Genomic DNA, 18,468 nt, shown 5'->3' with positions numbered 1-18,468 from the left:
ATGCATATCGAGGTTATTGAGGCCGCACAGCGTTGCCATCGCTGGCTGGTCTCCGAGGCGCTGCCCCTTTGGGGCGCGCAGGGGGTTGACCCCGAGCGTGGTCTGTTTGCCGAGGGATTGGATAGTGCTGGCCAGCCTTTGTGGCAGCCGACCCGTTTTCGGGTACAGAGCCGCCAGATCTATGTGTTCAGCCACGCCACCCTGCTGGGGTGGTACGACGGGCGCACCCTTGCCGAGCGTTCTGCTTTGGTCGGTATGGGTCATTTTGACGATGGGGCGGGGCATAGCGTTTTCTCCATTAATCGGGATGGTTCGATTGCTGACGCATCAGTCTGCAGCTATGAATACGCGTTTGCCCTGCTGGCTGAGTGTTGGCTCTATCGTCTGAGTGGCGATCCACGCTGGCAACAACAGGCCGAGTCGCGCTATCAGACCATTGAGCAACTCTTTGCGGACCCGCTGCACGGTGGATTTCACTCCACTTGGCCATCTGGCCCACTGCGCAGCCAAAATCCCCATATGCATCTGTTCGAGGCGTTGTTGGTGGCGGCAGACAGCTTTGATGATGTGATATGGCAGCAGCGAGCAACCGCGCTGTATCGGCTGTTTCGTCAGCGTTTTCTGGAACCCGGTTTACTGCGCGAGTTTTTCGACGATGCGCTGCTGGCGCGTCATGCCGACTCCCGTCTTATCGACCCGGGTCATCACTACGAGTGGTGCTGGCTGCTGGCACGCTACCGGACTCTTGCCAGCAGCTGGGAAATCCAGCCAACCAGCACCGAGATTGACGAGGCAATCGGGATATTGACCCGCTTTGCCATCCGCCACGGGCACGGGCAAACCGGGCTGGTGATCGATGAGCTGACCGATGATGGGCAACCCTATCGCGATACCAGCCGGCTCTGGTGCCAGACCGAACATTTGAAAGCACTCCTGGCGACCTATGAGCAACAGGGGGATGAGGCTACCGCCTGCCAGATCAGCAAGGTAGTTGCGCGGATCTTCCACTACTACCTGTTGCCCGCGATGCCCGGACAGTGGGTCGATCAAGTGGATAACGAGGGAAAGCCGCTGACCTCTCATGCGCCAGCCAGCACGTTTTATCATCTGTTTGTGGCGTTTAGCGAACTGGCACTGGTCGCAGGGGTGGGTATCGGGGAGTAGGGTGGCCTATGGGAGGCGTTTAAAAATCCCAGCCGTGCTGTGCTTGCAGTTCACTGGGAGCGCCTTCACGAGCCTTGCGCCGCGCAGCCTCGACCCGACGTTTGCGATCCCGGCACAGGCGCATCACCTCTTGTTGCTGGGCAGGGGTCATGGTGAGCCAGTTGAAACGCTCTTCGCGATTGCGCAGGCACCCCTTGCAGTAGCCTTTGTTGTTCACTTCGCAGACCCCGATGCAGGGGCTCTGCAGCGGGAATATTTCGAGCTGTTCCATCCATCACCTCGCACATCCTGTCACCTTGTTATAACCCAGCGGATCCCCTTTGGAGAAATCCTGCTTCAAGTGATTGATGTCGTTTGCTTTCCCCCTGCAAATTTGGCATCTTCCCCGCCGAGCATGGCTCTTGGCGTTATATGAGGACATATGAACAAACACGCGTACTGGCTGACCGCCGCAGTGCTGGGGCTGGCCGGTTGTGCGGGCAACTCTGACAAAGCAGAAGTGCCCAAAAAACAGACCGACAACAGATGTTTCCTGAACTGCGAGGTGCCGGAAAATCTGGGCAAGCAGTATCTGGACGGAACCTTGCCAGAGGATCTGGTGAGGGTGGAGCGGGTCAATAGCCGTGCGCGTGCCGACTACAGCAAATTTGGCCCGCAAAGCAGACTGGTATTGGAGCGCTCCGGCAAGATGAATCGCCGTTATGGCGAGCTCTATCATCAGCTCTCCCGCTGGGTAGCGGGCGGTGGCAATCCTGCCGACATCACCCGTTACGGTATCAGCCTCGCTCAGCTGGGCGGCGCCGATCGCATGGGTAACGTGCTCTTTACCGGTTACTACTCGCCGGTGCTGGAAGTGCGCCACCGCCCTGATGCCAAGTACAAATATCCCATCTATGCCATGCCCAAATGTGGCGGTCGCTGTCCGACCCGGGCCGAGATCCATCAGGGGGCCCTGGCCAACCGTGGACTGGAGCTGGGTTACAGCAAATCCCTTATCGACAACTTCCTGATGGATGTGCAGGGCTCGGGCTTTGTCCACTACGGGGATGACGATCGGCTGCAATATCTGGGCTACAGCGGCAAGAACGGCCACGGTTACGTCAGTATCGGCCGGGTACTGATCGACCGCGGTGAAGTGCCCAAAGAGCAGATGTCGATGAAGGCCATCAAGGAGTGGGCCAACCGTCAACCGGAGGAGAGCGTCAAGGAGCTGGTGGAGCAGAACCCCTCCTATGTCTTCTTCGAGCGTCGCCCCACCAATGATGTGATCGGCGCTGCCGGTATCCCGCTGCTGCCGTTGGCGGCCGTCGCTGCCGACAAGACCCTGCTGCCGATGGGGACCCCGATCCTCGCTGAAGTTCCCCTGCTCGATAAAGAGGGCAACTGGACCGGCAAGCACCAGCTGCGGCTGTTGATTGCGCTGGATGTGGGCGGGGCGGTGAAGAAGGGGCACCTCGATCTCTACCACGGTATGGGTGAGAAGGCCGGTGTCGCGGCCGGTCACTACAAGCACTTTGGCCGAGTCTGGAAACTGGGCCTGCACCACGGGCCGACTGCCGCCCCCTGGTTGTAATCCTCTGAGGGTTCGCGCGTCTGTAATCGGGCGCCCGAGCAATGTGAAGAGACAAAAAAAGCCGCCGGATTGCTCCGGCGGCTTTCTATTTTGTGCGAGTTGCCAGTCTGTGGCTGCGTCAGCTCTTCTGGATATCCAGCCGGATGGCGCCGACCGGTTTGCAGCAGCAGGGGAGGCACTCCCCTTGGGCGACAAATGCCAGCGGCACCGAAGGATAGTGCACCTTGCCAGCCATCAGCGGAGTGCGGCAGGCGCCGCAATAGCCGCTGCGACACTGGAACTCCACATGATGACCATGGCGCTCCAGGGTTTCCAACACGCTTTCGCCGGGATGGGCGTGCAGCACGGCACCATCCCGGGTATGTACCCGTGGTGCCACGTCCGCATGCTGTTCAGCAGGCGCGTGCGGGGCAGGGGTCAGCGTGTTGGTGGCGTCACTCACAGCTCGAAATCACCCAGGTCGTCGGCATTGACTTCGCTGTCGATCTGACCGACCAGATAGGAGCTGACCTCTACCTCTTGCGGGGCGACCTGTACGTTGTCGGATGACAGCCAGGTATTGATCCAGGGGATCGGGTTTTGCTTGGTGCCGGCAAAGGCTGGCTGCAGGCCGACTGCGCTCATGCGCAGGTTGGTGATGTACTCCACATACTGGCAGAGGATGTCCTTGTTCAGGCCGATCATGGAGCCGTCTTGGAACAGGTACTCGGCCCACTCTTTCTCCTGAATGGCCGCCTCCTTGAAGATCTCGAAGCAGGCCTGTTCGCACTCGGCAGCGATCTCGGCCATCTCCGGGTCATCCTGGCCGGTGCGCATCAGGTTCAGCATGTGTTGGGTGCCGGTGAGGTGCAGCGCTTCGTCGCGGGCGATCATCTTGATGATCTTGGCGTTGCCTTCCATCAGTTCACGCTCGGCGAAGGCAAAGGAGCAGGCGAAGCTGACGTAGAAGCGAATTGCTTCCAGCGCGTTGACGCTCATCAGGCACAGATAGAGCTTCTTTTTAAGCTCGCGCAAGGTGATGGTCACCTCGCGGCCCGCGACGGTGTGGGTCCCTTCACCGTGAAGGTTGTAGAGGGCGGTCGCTTCGATCAGGTCGTCGTAGAAGTGACTGATGGAGCCGGCGCGCTTCAAGATCTGCTCGTTGGTCACGATGTCGTCGAACACCTGGGCGGGGGTGTTGACGATATTGCGGATGATATGGGTGTAGGAGCGAGAGTGGATGGTCTCCGAGAAGGCCCAGGTCTCAATCCAGGTTTCCAGCTCTGGAATGGAGACCAGCGGCAGCAGGGCCACGTTGGGGCTGCGACCCTGAATGGAGTCCAGCAGGGTCTGGTACTTCAGGTTGGAGATGAAGATATGCTGCTCGTGGGGCGGCAGGGCCTGATAGTCGATGCGATCACGGGAGACATCCACCTCTTCCGGGCGCCAGAAGAAGGAGAGCTGCTTCTCGATAAGCCGCTCGAACACTTCGTGCTTTTGTTGATCATAACGGGCTACGTTGACCGATTGGCCAAAAAACATCGGCTCTTTGAGCTGGTCGTTTTGGGTTTGGCAGAAAGTTGAATAGGCCATGGTTACCAGAATATGTGAATAGAGAAAACAGGAGAGCGGGAGCTTCATGCTCCCGCCCGGTTATCAGTTCTTGCCGTGACTTAGATTTTGCAAGCCCCGCCAGCGCAACCGTCATCTTGCAGATCGGTCTGGGCATCGTCTGCACCATCACGGGTGTTGTGATAGTACAGGGTCTTGAGGCCGTATTTGTAGGCGGTCAGCAAGTCCTTGAGCAGCTGTTTCATCGGGACCTTGTTGCCTTCGAAACGGGCAGGGTCGTAGTTGGTGTTGGCGGAGATCGCCTGATCCACAAACTTCTGCATGATACCGACCAGCTGCAGGTAGCCGTCAACGCTCGGTTGCTTCCAGAGCAATTCGTATTGATCTTTCAGGCGATCATACTCGGGCACCACCTGTTTGAGAATGCCATCTTTGGAGGCCTTGACCGACACCAGACCGCGCGGCGGCTCGATACCGTTGGTGGCGTTGGAGATCTGGCTGGAGGTCTCGCTCGGCATCAGGGCGGTCAGGGTTGAGTTGCGCAAGCCCACGGACTTGATCTCTTCGCGCAGGCTTTCCCAATCCAGATGCAGCGGCTCGTTGCACAGCGCATCCAGATCCTTCTTGTAGGTGTCGATGGGCAGGATGCCCTGGGCATAGGTGGTCTCGCCAAACAGCGGGCAGGGGCCGAACTCGCGGGCCAGCTGCACGGAGGCTCTCAGCAGGTAGTACTGAATGGCCTCGAAGGTGCGGTGAGTCAGGGCCAGACCGGAGCCGTCGGAGTAACGGGCACCGTTTTTGGCCAGGTAGTAGGCGTAGTTGATGACGCCGATCCCCAGGGTACGACGACCCATGCTGCCCTTCTTGGCGGCGGCAATCGGGTAGTCCTGATAGTCGAGCAGGGCATCGAGGGCACGCACGGCCAGATCGGCCATCTCTTCCAGATCTTCCAGCTTCTCGATGGCACCGAGGTTGAAGGCGGAGAGGGTGCACAGGGCGATCTCGCCACTCTCGTCGTCGATGTTGTTGAGCGGCTTGGTCGGCAGCGCAATTTCGAGGCAGAGGTTGGACTGGCGTACCGGCGCCACGCTCGGGTCGAACGGGCTGTGGGTGTTGCAGTGATCGACGTTCTGAATGTAGATGCGACCTGTACCGGCACGCTCCTGCATCATCAGGGAGAAGAGGTCTACCGCTTTCAGAGTCTTCTTGCGAATGGCCGGATCCTGCTCGTACTTGACGTAGAGCTCTTCGAACTTGTCCTGATCGGCGAAGAAGGCGTCGTACAGGCCCGGCGCATCGGACGGGGAGAACAGTGTGATGTCACCGCCCTTGATGAGGCGCTGGTACATCAGCTTGTTGATCTGCACGCCGTAGTCCATGTGACGAACACGGTTCTCTTCCACGCCGCGGTTGTTCTTCAGCACCAGCAGGCTTTCCACTTCGGTGTGCCACAGGGGGTAGAACAGTGTGGCCGCACCGCCGCGCACGCCGCCCTGGGAGCAGCACTTCACTGCAGTCTGGAAGTATTTGTAGAAGGGGATGCAACCGGTGTGGAATGCTTCGCCGCCACGGATGGGGCTGCCCAGACCGCGGATGCGACCGGCGTTGATGCCGATACCGGCGCGCTGGGAGACATAACGCACGATGGAGCTGGCGGTGGCGTTGATGGAATCCAGACTGTCGTCGCACTCGATCAGCACGCAGGAGCTGAACTGGCGGGTTGGGGTGCGCACGCCGCTCATGATCGGGGTCGGCAGGGAGATCTTGAAGGTCGAGACAGCATCATAGAAGCGCTTGATGTAGTCCAGACGGGTATCTTTCGGATACTTGGAGAAGAGGCAGGCCGCAACCAGCATATAGAGGAACTGCGGGCTCTCGTAGATCTCGCCGGTAACGCGGTTCTGGACCAGATATTTGCCTTCCAGCTGTTTGACTGCCGCGTAGGAGAAATCCATGTCGCGCCAGTGATCCAGATGGGTGTTCAGCTCTTCGAATTCGGCCTGGGTGTAGTCTTCCAGCAGGTGCTTGTCGTACTTGCCCATGTCCACCAGACGAGCCACGTGCTGGTAGAGGTGGGGCGGTTCGAACTGGCCGTAGGCCTTCTTGCGCAGGTGGAAGATGGCCAGACGGGCTGCCATGTACTGGTAGTCCGGGGTCTGCTCGGAGATGAGGTCAGCCGTCGCCTTGATGATGGTTTCGTGAATGTCGGCGGTACGGATACCGTCATAGAACTGGATGTGGGATTTGAGCTCTACCTGGGAGACCGACACGTTGTCGAGCCCTTCGGCGGCCCAGTCCAGCACGCGGTGAATTTTATCCAGATCGATGGGTTCTTTGTGTCCGTTACGCTTCGTCACAAACAAGTTCATTGGCTGATGACCTTCAGTTGATTCCCGAAAAACCATCGCACAATGGCGCCACCCAGGCCCCGGCGGTGTGCGGGAGTTGGGTAGAGATTGTGCGATGAATCACAAGATGTAGTGTTATTTTAAGTTCGAGCTACAAGATAGTGAGGTCAGCCCGCCATTGCAATGTGTGGATAAGTGACGAGCTGTGGATAAATTGTGAGTCTTGCCCCATCAGTTAGTGACCGCTCACAGTGAGCGGGTTTTCATTAGTCCGCTCCGCTAAAAGCAAGTCTCCCGATCGAAGATGGAAAATTTAAATAACTTTTTTTGCTTGCGAAACGGGGGGCTTTTTACTAGCAAACGGCGGCTGATTATCCCTTATGCAACAAGGGTCAAAAGCTGTCCAGTTGTCGCAGCCGCGGGCTCAGCGTGGCAAGGGCTTTGCATCAGATGACGGTGGTTTGTGGCCGCTTTGTAACAGTTGCGAGCTTGTCAAATGGGTATCCAATAGGCAGAAAGCTGCCTTTATTATCTATGAATAGAGGCGTGATGGTGGCGCAGGACGCAGGAGCGTAAAGGAAGAGATGCAAGGGGCGAAGAGTCTCTTCGCCCCGTTATCACTGCGCGTTACGCCTTGGCCGTCAACTCATAGCGCAGCCAGTGGTGCAGGGCTTGCACGGTATCAAAGTGCAGATCGGCGCCCCATTGTGCGGGATCTTCCTCATCATTGAGATAGCCCCAGCCAGCGACCGCAGTGCGCATGCCGGCGTTGCGGCCCGCTTCGATATCCCGCACATGATCCCCCACATAGAGGCAGTGAGCCGCCTCGACCCCCAGCTTCTCACAAGCAAAGAACATGGGGGCGGGGTCGGGCTTGCGTACCGGCAGGGTGTCGGCGCTGACGGTGACGCCGCAACTGGCAAGCTCTGGCAGGGCCGCCAGCAGCGGCTCGGTGAGAAAGCCCGGCTTGTTGGTGACGATGCCCCAGGGGAGCTGTTTCTCGTCGAGCCACTCGATAAGATCCACCATTCCCTCATAGGGACGGGTACCGACGCAGAGATTGGCCGCGTAGTAGTCGAGCAGGGCATTGCGCAGGCGGGTGGCCCCCAGCTCTTCAAGCAGTTCGTCGCCGAGGCCCGCTTTCAGCAGCCCGAGCGCTCCGTGGGAGGTGGTCTGACGAATAATATCGTCAGAGAGCGGCGCAAAGCCTTCGCTGATCAGTACATGGTTGACGGCGGCCCCCAGATCCGGGGCTGTGTCGAGCAGGGTGCCGTCCAGATCGAACAGCACACAGCCAAGGGGCTGCGGGTGAGAGACGCTCATCAGCCGTGCTCCGGGCGGATGAACTCCACCATATAGTTGACGTCGACGTTGCGACCGAGCCGGAAACTGTTGGAGAGCGGCGCGTAGTGGACGCCGCTCATGTCGCGCACCAACAGGCCCGCGGCTTCACCCATGCGACACAGCTCGGCGGGCATGATGAACTTTTTATGGTCGTGAGTCCCCTTGGGCACCATCTTCATCAGGTATTCGGCGCCGAGGATCATCATCAGATAGGATTTGGGGTTGCGATTGATGGTGGAGACGAACACCCGGCCACCCGGGCGAACCAGGGTCGCGATGGCGCGCAGCACCGAGGCGGGATCAGGTACGTGCTCGAGCATCTCCATGCAGGTGACCACATCATACTGGCCGGGTGCTTCTTCAGCGTGTGCTTCGGCAGTGATCTGGCGGTACTCGAGCTCGACCCCCTGCTCCAGGGCGTGCAGGCGAGCCACACCAAGGGGCTCCTTGCCCATGTCGATACCGGTGACCTGTGCCCCGCGGCGCGCCATGCTCTCGGCGAGGATGCCGCCGCCGCAGCCGATGTCGAGCACGCGCTTGCCAAACAGACCGCCACTTTTGTCGGTGATCCAGTCAAGGCGTACCGGATTGATTTGATGCAGGGGTTTGAATTCACCTTCCATGTCCCACCAGCGGGAGGCGATGGCTTCAAACTTGGCGATTTCTGTCAGATCGACATTGGCATCACTGTTCATTTTTCGAAGATCCTGTGGCAGGGCGCCCGCTTCTGAGTCATGGGCGCAATCTATTGTCCTGGCGGGCATTATAACGGACGGACTTTGTCAAACCAGCCCGATTTGTGGCTTAAGGAATCCGCCTTGGTGTGTTACCATGTCGCGCTGTTTAAGCCAAAGAACAACTAATTAGGGATTAAGGCTTTCTATGAGCGATCTGGCCAGAGAGATCACGCCGGTCAACATCGAAGAAGAGCTCAAGAGTTCCTATCTTGATTACGCCATGAGCGTGATCGTAGGACGAGCTCTGCCGGATGTGCGTGATGGCTTGAAACCGGTTCACCGCCGCGTTCTGTTTGCTATGAACGAGTTGGGGAACGACTGGAACAAGCCCTATAAAAAATCGGCCCGTGTGGTCGGTGACGTAATCGGTAAATATCACCCGCACGGCGATATCGCTGTGTATGACACCATTGTCCGGATGGCGCAGGATTTCTCCATGCGTTACATGCTGGTCGATGGTCAGGGCAACTTCGGTTCAGTCGACGGCGACAGCGCCGCGGCGATGCGTTATACCGAAGTGCGGATGGCCCGCATCTCCCACGAGCTGCTGGCCGATCTGGACAAAGAGACCGTGGACTGGGTGCCGAACTATGACGGCACTGAGATGATCCCGGCGGTCATGCCTACCAAGGTTCCCAACCTGCTGGTCAACGGCTCCTCCGGTATCGCGGTGGGCATGGCGACCAACATTCCGCCTCACAACCTCACCGAGATTGTCAATGGCTGTCTGGCGCTGATCGAAAACGGCGACCTCACCATTGACGAGCTGATGACCTACATCACCGGCCCGGATTTCCCCACCGGCGGCATTATCAACGGTCGTTCCGGCATCGTGCAGGCGTACCGTACCGGTCGTGGCTCCATCTATGTGCGGGCCAAGGCTGAAGTGGAAGTGGACGAGAAGACCAGTCGCGAGACCATCATCGTTCACGAGATCCCCTATCAGGTGAACAAGGCTCGACTGATCGAGAAGATCGCCGAGCTGGTCAAAGAGAAGAAGATCGAGGGCATCAGTGCCCTGCGCGATGAGTCTGACAAAGACGGCATGCGCATCGTTATCGAAATCAAGCGCGGCGAGTCCGGCGAGATTGTGCTGAACAATCTCTACAAGCACACCCAGATGCAGACCACGTTCGGCATCAACATGGTGGCGCTCGATAACAACCAGCCCAAGGTGATGAACCTTAAAGAGATCCTGGATGCGTTCCTGCTGCACCGCCGTGAAGTGGTGACTCGCCGGACCGTGTTCGAACTGCGCAAAGCGCGGGATCGGGCGCACATTTTGGAAGGTCTGGCGGTTGCGCTGGCCAACATTGATCCCATCATCGAGCTGATCCGCCACAGCGCGACCCCGGCCGACGCGAAAGCGGGCCTGGTTGCCAAGGGCTGGGAACTCGGCAACGTGGCCGCCATGCTGGAAAAAGCGGGCGACGACGCGGCACGGCCAGAGTGGCTGGAGCCCGAGTTCGGTATCCGTGAAGGTCAATACTTCCTGACCGAACAGCAAGCCCAGGCCATCCTTGACCTGCGTCTGCACAAGCTGACCGGCCTCGAGCACGAGAAGATCCTGGAAGAGTACCAATCTCTGCTGGATCTGATCGCCGAGCTGCTGCACATCCTGGCGAGCCCGGCTCGTCTGATGGAAGTGATCCGCGATGAACTGTTGGCTGTGCGTGAGCAGTATGGCGACGAGCGTCGCACCGAGATCAGCATGTCCAGTGCCGAGATCAACATCGAAGATCTGATCACCCCGGAAGACGTGGTGGTTACCCTGTCTCACCAGGGTTATGTGAAGTATCAGCCGCTCTCCGACTACGAGGCCCAGCGCCGCGGTGGTCGTGGCAAGTCGGCCACCCGGATCAAGGAAGAGGATTTTGTGGAGCGTCTGCTGGTGGCCAACACCCACGACACCATTCTGTGCTTCTCCACTCGTGGCAAGGTCTACTGGCTCAAGGTTTACCAGCTGCCGGAAGCGTCCCGTGGCGCCCGTGGTCGTCCGATCATCAACCTGCTGCCACTGGAAGAGGGTGAGCGCATCACCGCCATTCTGCCGGTCAAGGAATATGACGCCGAGAAGTATGTCTTCTTCGCCACCGCCAACGGTACCGTGAAGAAGACCAGCCTCTCTGACTTCAGCCGTCCGCTCTCCTCCGGTATCCGCGCCATCAACCTCAAAGAGGGCGATGAGCTGATCGGGGTGGATATCACCGATGGCAGCAACGAGATCATGCTCTTCTCCGACGCGGGCAAAGTCGTTCGCTTCGCGGAAGGCAGCGGTCGCGCCGATGCCGATGTCAGCGATGACGTTGAAACCGACGACGATGCCGGTAATGACGATGATGGCAGCGACAACGGCGAAGGCACCGAAAGCAAGGGCACCTTCAAGGGTGTGCGTCCGATGGGTCGTACCGCGGCTGGGGTCCGTGGCATCAAGCTGGGCGCCGGCGACAAGGTGGTTTCCCTCATCGTTCCTCGCGGCGAAGGTGCCATCCTCACCGCCACCGAGAACGGTTACGGCAAGCGGACTGCGTTGGCCGAATACCCGACCAAGAGCCGTGGTACCCAGGGCGTTATCTCCATCAAGGTGGATGAGCGTAATGGCAAGGTGATCGATGCGATCCAGGTCGAAGATACCGACCAGATCATGCTGATCACCAACGGCGGCACCCTGGTGCGTACCCGTGTTGCCGAGGTGAGCGTCATTGGCCGTAACACCGGCGGTGTCCGTCTGATCCGTACCGGTGAAGACGAGACCGTGGTTGGCCTGCAGCGTATCGCCGAGAGCGACGAAGACGAGAACGACGCTTTGGCCGTTGACGGTGAGGTATCTGAAGGTACCGATACCGCGACCGGCACTGATGCGGTCGATGCTGGGGAAGCGGGCGACGAGTAATCGTCACCAGTTATTCGAGCAACGTCTCTGATCAAAAAGAGCGACCCTGGTGGTCGCTCTTTTTATTTGTCTGCTTTTTATGACTCTACGCTGCTCTTACGACTGGATCATTCCTGCAGCCACATTCTGGCGCTGCGGGCGGGAATGGCGACCCGTACCCACTGGCTCTGCACGTTGACCACGGCACCTTGGTCGAGCACGTCACGATAGTTGCGATACCAGTTCATCTCGAACCTGGCGGTATCGAGCCAATACTCCTGCTCATAGTCGCACTTGTTGATACCGACCAGCCCCTGTTTGCCCCGTTTGAACAGCACGAAGCAGTCACCGCTGCCGATCAACTGCATCGGTTGACCCTGCACCGCATTGTGGAAGCGGATCATCCCCTTGAGATCGGCGCGCTGGTAGTAATCCTGCCAGCGCAGTCCATCCTTGGCCTGGGTCTCGCCGTGATCCGAATAGACCAGTGGCGAGCCACCATCGCGGCCGAGCAAATAGGCATAGGCCAGCTTCTCGTCAGTCTGGCTTAAGATCTGATAGCGGAAGCCGTCGTTGGTGGGGATGTCGTGGGTCACGGCAAAGGTGACGGCACGACTGCCCGGCAGCGCCTGACCATAGGCGCCCGGATCCGCTAGCAGGTTCATGCTGCCGCCATACCCCAGCGCGCCACGCAGGGAGGCAAAGAGCGGAAAGTCATAGGCTCCCTGACCGCTGCTGTCGAGGTAGGGTTTGAGAAAGCGCTCGTAATCGGTGCTGCCAGCACCCCCTGTGGTGATCACCTCGCCAAACACGTGCATCCCCTGTTTGATTTCGGGGGTGAACACGGCGTTTATCTGGTAATCGCTCATGTGTTTGACCGCATCGACCCGAAAACCCTTGATCCCCATCCCCTTGAGCGCCTTGAGATAGGCCTGTTGCTGGCTTACCACCCAGTTGTTGGGATCCAGATCCGGCAGCCCCTTGTCACCGGCACCGCCACAGAGACGCCAATACTGGACATGACCCGGATCGCTCCAGTCGCTGATGCACCCTTCGGGATGAAAATCCTGACCGGAGAGGAAGTTTTGCCCCAGATCGCTAAACAGTTTCTGGCGCTCGAAATAGGCCGGGTTGCTGGCGTAGCTTTGCAGCAGCTCGTTGCCGGGATAGTTGAGATCGCTGCGTTTCCAGCTTTCGTTGGCCATGTGGTTGAGCACCACATCGGCATAGACGGCGATACCTCGCGCCTTCATGGCGGCGATCAGCTGCACGAGATCCTGCTTGTTGCCAAGAGGGGAGTCGACAAGACGCAGATCCTGCGGCTGGTAACGAGCCCACCACTCGTTGCCTGATGACTTGAGAGGTGGTGAGATGAGTACCTGTTTGTAACCGACTGACTTGATAAGATCGGCTTTGGCGGTCACTTCACTGTACTTCCAGTTGAAGGCGTGCAGTATGACGTCGGCGTGCGCCAAGGGGGCGATCAGCATGCCTGCGATCGCCCATATTCCCGCTGTGTGTTTCATTATTGTGTCCCTGTTTTTATAGATGCCTGAATGGGCAAGCCAGCTTTGGCGGGAACAGAGTGAGCTGCAATCCACAACCTGCAGATTTGTGACCGCTTTCAGGATGATTTCGCCGAATATGTGAACTGTTTCGGCTTTCCTCGCCACCGCCAGTTGCCTTTTTACAAGTGATTTTTTTGTCATTTCCCTGTCATTCCCAGCCGCTATCCTGCCTGGCGAGTGGTGCGTTGTTGCCATCACCTTCACCGTCAGGAGCTGCATATGACCAGTTGGATCACATGGGAAATTTGGTGGAGCCGGGTATGGGGCGAGTCAGAGGTGCCGCTGTATGAAGAGGATGAGCACGAAGTGGCTCATGAACCCTCGCGACTACCGGTTGAAATGGTGCAGCAGGGTCGGGATCAGCGCGCAGGCTAAGGCGTTAGCCCTCTCTTTACCGGGTAGCGCTTTCTTGTCGCGACAGGCTTTCCTCTCAACCTCTTGGCAGGCAAGGGTTGTGCATCTGATGTATGCAGGGCGTAAAAGGGGGGATTAGAAGAGCGACAGCTGCTCCCCTGGGCGGATAAACCCATCAAGCCTGAGCTGAATATGGCGTTTGCCCAGATCAAGGCGCTTGCAGATAAGGCGAAAGCGCTGGGCCAGCAGATCGGCAAAGTGCCCCTCACCGCGCATGCGGGTACCGAAGGCGGTACTGTTGAGCCCGCCACCGCGGCTGGCTCGCAACTGATTCAAAATAGCTTCCTTCTGGCCCGGATAGTGGGTATCGAGCCAGTCCCCAAATAGCGGCGCCAACTCGTGGGGTAACCGCAGCAGGATGTAATCGGCGCAGCTGGCGCCTGCACCGGCAGCCGATTTGATGATCTGCTCTAGCTCAGGTTCATTGAGCCGCGGGATCATGGGGGCGGCCAATACCCCCACCTGTACACCAGCGTTGGCCAGCTTCTCGATCACTTTCAAGCGGCCGGAGCCCGTGCTGGCGCGGGGTTCAAGCTGTCGGCGCAGGGTTTCGTTCAAGGTCGTCACCGACACCATCACCTGACACAGTCCCTCTCTGGCCAGCTCGGTCAACAGATCGAGGTCGCGCAAGATCATGGCGCTCTTGGTAATGAGCCCGACCGGATGGCGGTGGGCAAGCATCACTTCCAGCAACTGCCGGGTGAGGCGATAGCGCTGCTCGATGGGTTGATAGGGGTCGGTATTGGCGCCAATGAAGATGGTCTGTGGCTGATAGGCCGGTTTGGCAAACTCCCGGCGCAGCAGGTCGGCTGCATTGCGTTTGGCAAACAGCTTGCTCTCGAAATCGAGACCGGGGGAGAGCTCCAGATAGGCATGGCTGGGTCTGGCATAGCAGTAGATGCAGCCGTGTTCGCACCCCTGATAGGGGTTGATGGAGCGACCAAAGGGGACATCCGGCGAGCTGTTGTAGCTGATGATGCTGCGTGCATCGATCTCCCGCACCTCGGTGCCAGGCACAGAAGGAGTGAAGGTGGCATCCCAATCGGACGATTGCCAGCCGTCATCGACTGCTTCGACAAGGGGGCCGCTAAAACGGTGATCGATATTGTGGGGGCTGCCTCGTCCTGCCATGGTGTGCACCTACACTGTTTATACATACAGTTATTTTGCTGGTGCACCGGATAAATGACAACAACTGCTGAGCGACCGGGTGCAAAAAGGGTTGTTGCAGGGATCTCTTGCTTGATTGCGGCGCTACATTTCGTTTACATAGACGAAATGAGAACTGGATCACGGAAATTATCATGAGACCCACCACTTCCCGCAGGCTGTTTATCGGTCTGCTTGCCCTCGTTATCTGGCGTCTGCTTCCGCTCTCCACCGAGCAGGAGATGGCTGCCGCCAACCGTGCCTGGCGTACCGGTCACTTCGATGAGGCGACCCGGATCTGGTCGCCACTGGCCGATCAAGGCCAACCTCGGGCACAGGCACTCATGGGTTGGAGCCATGAGGTGGGGCAGGGGAGCGAGCAGGATATGAACCAGGCCATCATGCTCTATCGTCAGTCGGCGCAAGCGGGCGATCCCTTTGGCCAGTACCGGTTGGCGGATGCCTATTTGCGGGGGGCGGGGGTGACGCGGGATCTGCGCCAAGCCTTTCACTGGATGGATCAGGCTGCCCGCAATGGTGATGTCCCGGCCATGCTGAAAGTCGGCGTCCTTCATCTGATGGGGGTCAGCGGCAGGGTCGATCTGCCTCAGGCGAAACAGTGGCTCTATCAGGCGGCACAAAAGGGCAACAAACTGGCGCTTCAGGTGCTGCAAGAGCTGGCGCTGGCCTAGGAGGGGAGCAGTGACTTTGACTTCAACTGGCAATCTCTGCTTGGTGAATAGTCGGCAGGCGACTCATTTGACTGTAGAAAATATCTGCAAATCCGATACAGCACGCCCGACTTCTGGTAGCATGGGGCCGTTTTGGCTTGGTTTGTCACGTTAGACATGTGGTTTACGTGTCAGGCCGTCTTCGCAAAGTGCTGTGGAGAACCAAAACATCACCTTTTTGAATCTCTTTTCCATCCCGCATGTGACCTTTGGTAGGGGTCACCACTGTATAAGGAAACACATAATGCCAATCATTACTCTGCCTGACGGCAGCCAACGTCAATTTGCCCACTCTGTTTCCGTCATGGATGTGGCTGCGGACATCGGTCCCGGTCTCGCCAAGGCGTGCATTGCCGGTCGGGTAAACGGTGAACTGGTAGATGCGTGCGAGCTGATCGAAGCCGATGCTGCGCTGGCCATCATCACCGCCAAAGACGAAGAAGGTCTGGACATCCTGCGCCACTCCTGCGCCCACTTGCTGGGTCATGCTATCAAGCAACTCTGGCCCCAGACCAAGATGGCCATCGGTCCTGTCATCGACAACGGCTTCTACTATGACGTTGATCTTGACCGTACCCTGACCGATGAAGATCTGGCTGCCCTGGAAGAGCGCATGCTGGCGCTGGTAGCCAAGGATTACGACGTCATCAAGAAGAAAGTCTCCTGGCAAGAAGCGCGCGATGTATTCGAGGCGCGCGGCGAGTCTTACAAAGTCGAAATCCTGGATCAGAACATTGCCCGTGATGACCAGCCAGGTCTCTATCATCACGAAGAGTACATCGACATGTGTCGCGGCCCGCATGTGCCCAACATGCGTCACTGCCACCACTTCAAGTTGCTGAAGATGTCCGGCGCCTACTGGCGTGGCGACTCCAACAACAAGATGCTGCAGCGTATATACGGTACCGCCTGGGCTGACAAGAAGCAGCTCAAGGCCTATCTGCAGCGCCTGGAAGAGGCCGCCAAGCGCGACCACCGCAAGATCGGCAAGCAGCTCGACCTGTATCACATGCAGGAAGAAGCACCCGGTATGGTGTTCTGGCACAACGATGGCTGGACCATCTTCCGTGAGCTGGAAACCTTTATCCGCGGCAAGCTCAAAGAGTACGACTATCAGGAGGTGAAAGGTCCGTTCATGATGGACCGCGTTCTGTGGGAGCGTTCAGGTCACTGGGAGAAATACGCCCAGGCTATGTTCACCACCCAGTCCGAAAACCGCGAGTACGCCATCAAGCCGATGAACTGCCCGGGTCACGTCCAGATCTTCAATCAGGGTCTGAAGTCCTACCGCGATCTGCCGCTGCGTATGGCCGAGTTTGGCTCTTGCCACCGCAACGAGCCGTCCGGTTCCCTGCACGGTCTGATGCGGGTGCGCGGCTTTACTCAGGATGACGCGCACATCTTCTGTACCGAAGAGCAGATCATGGAAGAGGTCTCCGGCTGTATTCGTATGGTCTATGACGTCTACGGTACCTTTGGCTTCGAGAACATCGTGGTCAAGCTCTCCACTCGTCCCGAGCAGCGTATCGGCTCCGACGAGATGTGGGATCGCGCCGAGAAAGCCCTGGCCGAAGCGCTGGAGCTCAACGGTCTGAAGTACGATCTGCAGCCGGGTGAAGGGGCGTTCTACGGTCCCAAAATTGAATTTACCCTGCACGATTGCCTTGATCGTGCGTGGCAATGTGGTACCGTGCAGCTCGACTTTGCCCTGCCTGGTCGTCTGGGTGCCACTTATGTGGGCGAAAATAACGATCGCCACGTACCCGTGATGATCCACCGGGCCATCCTGGGTTCTATCGAGCGCTTCATCGGTATTCTGACTGAAGAGTACGCCGGTCTGTTCCCGACCTGGTTGGCACCGACTCAGGCTGTGGTCATGAATATCACGGACAATCAGGCCGATTATGCGGTGAAAGTAGCCAAAGCATTGAATGATGCGGGCCTTCGCGCAAAAGCGGACTTGAGAAATGAGAAGATTGGCTTTAAAATCCGCGAGCATACTTTGAAGCGAGTACCTTTCATGCTGGTCTGCGGCGATAAAGAAGTTGAAGCCGGTAAGATTGCAGTACGGACTCGTAAAGGGGCTGACCTGGGCACTTATCCTGTTGAAGAGTTCATCGCTCTGTTGACCCAGGAAGTTCAGACCCGCGGACAAAAGAAAGTGGAGGAATAAGCTATAAAAGGCGGAAAAAAACTGGGCAAGCAACCGCAAGCCCGCGCTCACCGGATCAATGAAGAGATCCGTCTGAAAGAAGTTCGTCTGACTGGTCTGGATGGTGAAGCCATTGGCATCACCTCCATTCAGGATGCTCTGAACTTGGCCGCAGAGGCCGGAGTTGATCTGGTCGAGATCAGTCCAAATGCTGAGCCGCCCGTTTGCCGGATCATGGATTACGGCAAATTCCTCTACGAAAAGAGCAAAACAACCAAAGAACAGAAGAAAAAGCAGAAAGTCGTCCAGGTCAAGGAAATCAAATTCCGTCCTGGCACTGACGAAGGCGACTATCAGGTAAAACTACGCAACCTGGTTCGCTTTCTGGAAGACGGGGACAAGGCTAAGGTCACCCTGCGCTTCCGTGGTCGTGAAATGGCCCACCAGGATCTTGGTATCAAGGTTCTGGAGCGCGTCAAGAACGATCTGGAAGAGTTGGCCGTAGTCGAGTCGTTCCCGAAAGTCGAAGGCCGTCAAGCTGTGATGGTTCTCGCACCTAAGAAGAAATCTTAAGGCCCACAAGAAATTGACTCATGGGGCCTGCCCCATGAGTTGGTTCGCCTTGCGATTTTGTTGTCACTCACAATGCGGAGTATGAAATGCCGAAGATGAAAACCAACCGGGGTGCTGCAAAGCGCTTCAAGAAGACTGGCTCGGGTCGCTTCAAGTGCAAGCACAACCACCTGCGTCACATCCTGACCAAGAAGAGCAGCAAGCGTAAGCGTCAGCTGGGACCGAAATTCATGGTTTCTGCTGCCGACCACAAACGTGTTGTCGCTTGTCTGCCGTACGCATAAGGGGGGAT

At 57.9% G+C, this 18,468-nt stretch carries 16 protein-coding genes; 8 read left to right on the top strand and 8 right to left on the bottom strand.

Annotated features, from left to right (window positions below; genetic code table 11):
- Window positions 1-1,164 (top strand): AGE family epimerase/isomerase, encoded by a 1,164-nt coding sequence (locus tag ACTG2U_RS03075; RefSeq protein ID WP_439974009.1) that lies wholly within the window; start codon window positions 1-3, stop codon window positions 1,162-1,164.
- Between the two features lie 19 nt (window positions 1,165-1,183).
- Here ACTG2U_RS03075 and ACTG2U_RS03070 read toward each other — a convergent pair whose 3' ends face one another.
- Entirely contained in the window at window positions 1,184-1,435 is a 252-nt protein-coding gene (locus ACTG2U_RS03070) for a DUF1289 domain-containing protein (RefSeq protein WP_236271421.1), read from the bottom strand.
- Window positions 1,436-1,585: 150 nt separating this feature from the next.
- Here ACTG2U_RS03070 and mltA point away from each other — a divergent pair, with 150 nt between their 5' ends.
- A complete protein-coding gene (gene mltA / locus ACTG2U_RS03065) occupies window positions 1,586-2,737 on the top strand; it encodes a murein transglycosylase A (RefSeq protein ID WP_139461544.1) in 1,152 nt (383 codons plus the stop codon).
- A gap of 118 nt (window positions 2,738-2,855) precedes the next feature.
- Here mltA and yfaE read toward each other — a convergent pair whose 3' ends face one another.
- The 5 genes from yfaE to ubiG form a co-directional block, all read right to left on the bottom strand.
- A complete protein-coding gene (yfaE, locus tag ACTG2U_RS03060) occupies window positions 2,856-3,179 on the bottom strand; it encodes a class I ribonucleotide reductase maintenance protein YfaE (RefSeq protein ID WP_429119844.1) in 324 nt (107 codons plus the stop codon).
- Window positions 3,176-4,309 carry a class Ia ribonucleoside-diphosphate reductase subunit beta gene (gene nrdB, locus ACTG2U_RS03055; protein ID WP_005336708.1) on the bottom strand — a complete coding sequence of 378 codons (1,134 nt, stop codon included), beginning with the start codon at window positions 4,307-4,309 and terminating at the stop codon, window positions 3,176-3,178. The genes yfaE and nrdB overlap by 4 nt, the downstream gene beginning before the upstream one ends.
- An 80-nt stretch (window positions 4,310-4,389) precedes the next feature.
- Window positions 4,390-6,657, bottom strand: coding sequence for a class 1a ribonucleoside-diphosphate reductase subunit alpha (gene nrdA / locus ACTG2U_RS03050; RefSeq protein ID WP_429012286.1), 2,268 nt, complete (start codon window positions 6,655-6,657; stop codon window positions 4,390-4,392).
- A 606-nt stretch (window positions 6,658-7,263) separates the two neighbouring features.
- The gene (locus tag ACTG2U_RS03045; RefSeq protein ID WP_439974008.1) at window positions 7,264-7,959 is read right to left on the bottom strand and encodes an HAD family hydrolase; all 696 of its coding nucleotides are present in this window, start codon (window positions 7,957-7,959) and stop codon (window positions 7,264-7,266) included.
- Complete coding sequence (gene ubiG, locus ACTG2U_RS03040) at window positions 7,959-8,675, bottom strand: bifunctional 2-polyprenyl-6-hydroxyphenol methylase/3-demethylubiquinol 3-O-methyltransferase UbiG (RefSeq protein ID WP_439974007.1); 717 nt, start codon at window positions 8,673-8,675, stop codon at window positions 7,959-7,961. Before ubiG ends, ACTG2U_RS03045 begins: the two co-directional genes overlap by 1 nt.
- Window positions 8,676-8,862: 187 nt before the next feature.
- Between ubiG and gyrA the strand changes: the two genes are divergently transcribed.
- Complete coding sequence (gyrA, locus tag ACTG2U_RS03035; protein ID WP_043170192.1) at window positions 8,863-11,610, top strand: DNA topoisomerase (ATP-hydrolyzing) subunit A; 2,748 nt, start codon at window positions 8,863-8,865, stop codon at window positions 11,608-11,610.
- Window positions 11,611-11,717: 107 nt separating this feature from the next.
- On the opposite strand, the gene ACTG2U_RS03030 is transcribed toward gyrA, so the two are convergent.
- Complete coding sequence (locus ACTG2U_RS03030; protein WP_439974006.1) at window positions 11,718-13,115, bottom strand: alpha-amylase family protein; 1,398 nt, start codon at window positions 13,113-13,115, stop codon at window positions 11,718-11,720.
- A gap of 261 nt (window positions 13,116-13,376) precedes the next feature.
- Here ACTG2U_RS03030 and ACTG2U_RS03025 point away from each other — a divergent pair, with 261 nt between their 5' ends.
- Window positions 13,377-13,532: a hypothetical protein gene (locus tag ACTG2U_RS03025; protein ID WP_005345370.1), complete on the top strand. Its 156-nt coding sequence runs from the start codon at window positions 13,377-13,379 to the stop codon at window positions 13,530-13,532.
- Window positions 13,533-13,646: 114 nt separating this feature from the next.
- On the opposite strand, the gene ACTG2U_RS03020 is transcribed toward ACTG2U_RS03025, so the two are convergent.
- Window positions 13,647-14,702: a PA0069 family radical SAM protein gene (locus tag ACTG2U_RS03020; protein ID WP_439974005.1), complete on the bottom strand. Its 1,056-nt coding sequence runs from the start codon at window positions 14,700-14,702 to the stop codon at window positions 13,647-13,649.
- 173 nt (window positions 14,703-14,875) lie between these two features.
- On the opposite strand from ACTG2U_RS03020, the gene ACTG2U_RS03015 reads away from it, so the two are divergent.
- The 4 genes from ACTG2U_RS03015 (at window position 14,876) to rpmI (ending at window position 18,460) form a co-directional block, all read left to right on the top strand.
- Entirely contained in the window at window positions 14,876-15,412 is a 537-nt protein-coding gene (locus ACTG2U_RS03015; protein WP_439974004.1) for a tetratricopeptide repeat protein, read from the top strand.
- Window positions 15,413-15,695: 283 nt separating this feature from the next.
- A complete protein-coding gene (thrS, locus tag ACTG2U_RS03010) occupies window positions 15,696-17,624 on the top strand; it encodes a threonine--tRNA ligase (RefSeq protein ID WP_005336690.1) in 1,929 nt (642 codons plus the stop codon).
- Window positions 17,625-17,627: 3 nt separating this feature from the next.
- Entirely contained in the window at window positions 17,628-18,176 is a 549-nt protein-coding gene (infC, locus tag ACTG2U_RS03005) for a translation initiation factor IF-3 (protein WP_026034907.1), read from the top strand.
- An 86-nt stretch (window positions 18,177-18,262) separates the two neighbouring features.
- Window positions 18,263-18,460, top strand: a complete 198-nt coding sequence (rpmI, locus tag ACTG2U_RS03000; RefSeq protein ID WP_005336688.1) for a 50S ribosomal protein L35 — start codon at window positions 18,263-18,265, stop codon at window positions 18,458-18,460.
- Window positions 18,461-18,468: the final 8 nt, after the last annotated feature.

The organism is Aeromonas sp. 95A (assembly GCF_051919235.1).
Classification (GTDB): domain Bacteria; phylum Pseudomonadota; class Gammaproteobacteria; order Enterobacterales; family Aeromonadaceae; genus Aeromonas; species Aeromonas veronii.
This window is presented reverse-complemented; position numbering and strand designations above follow the sequence as displayed.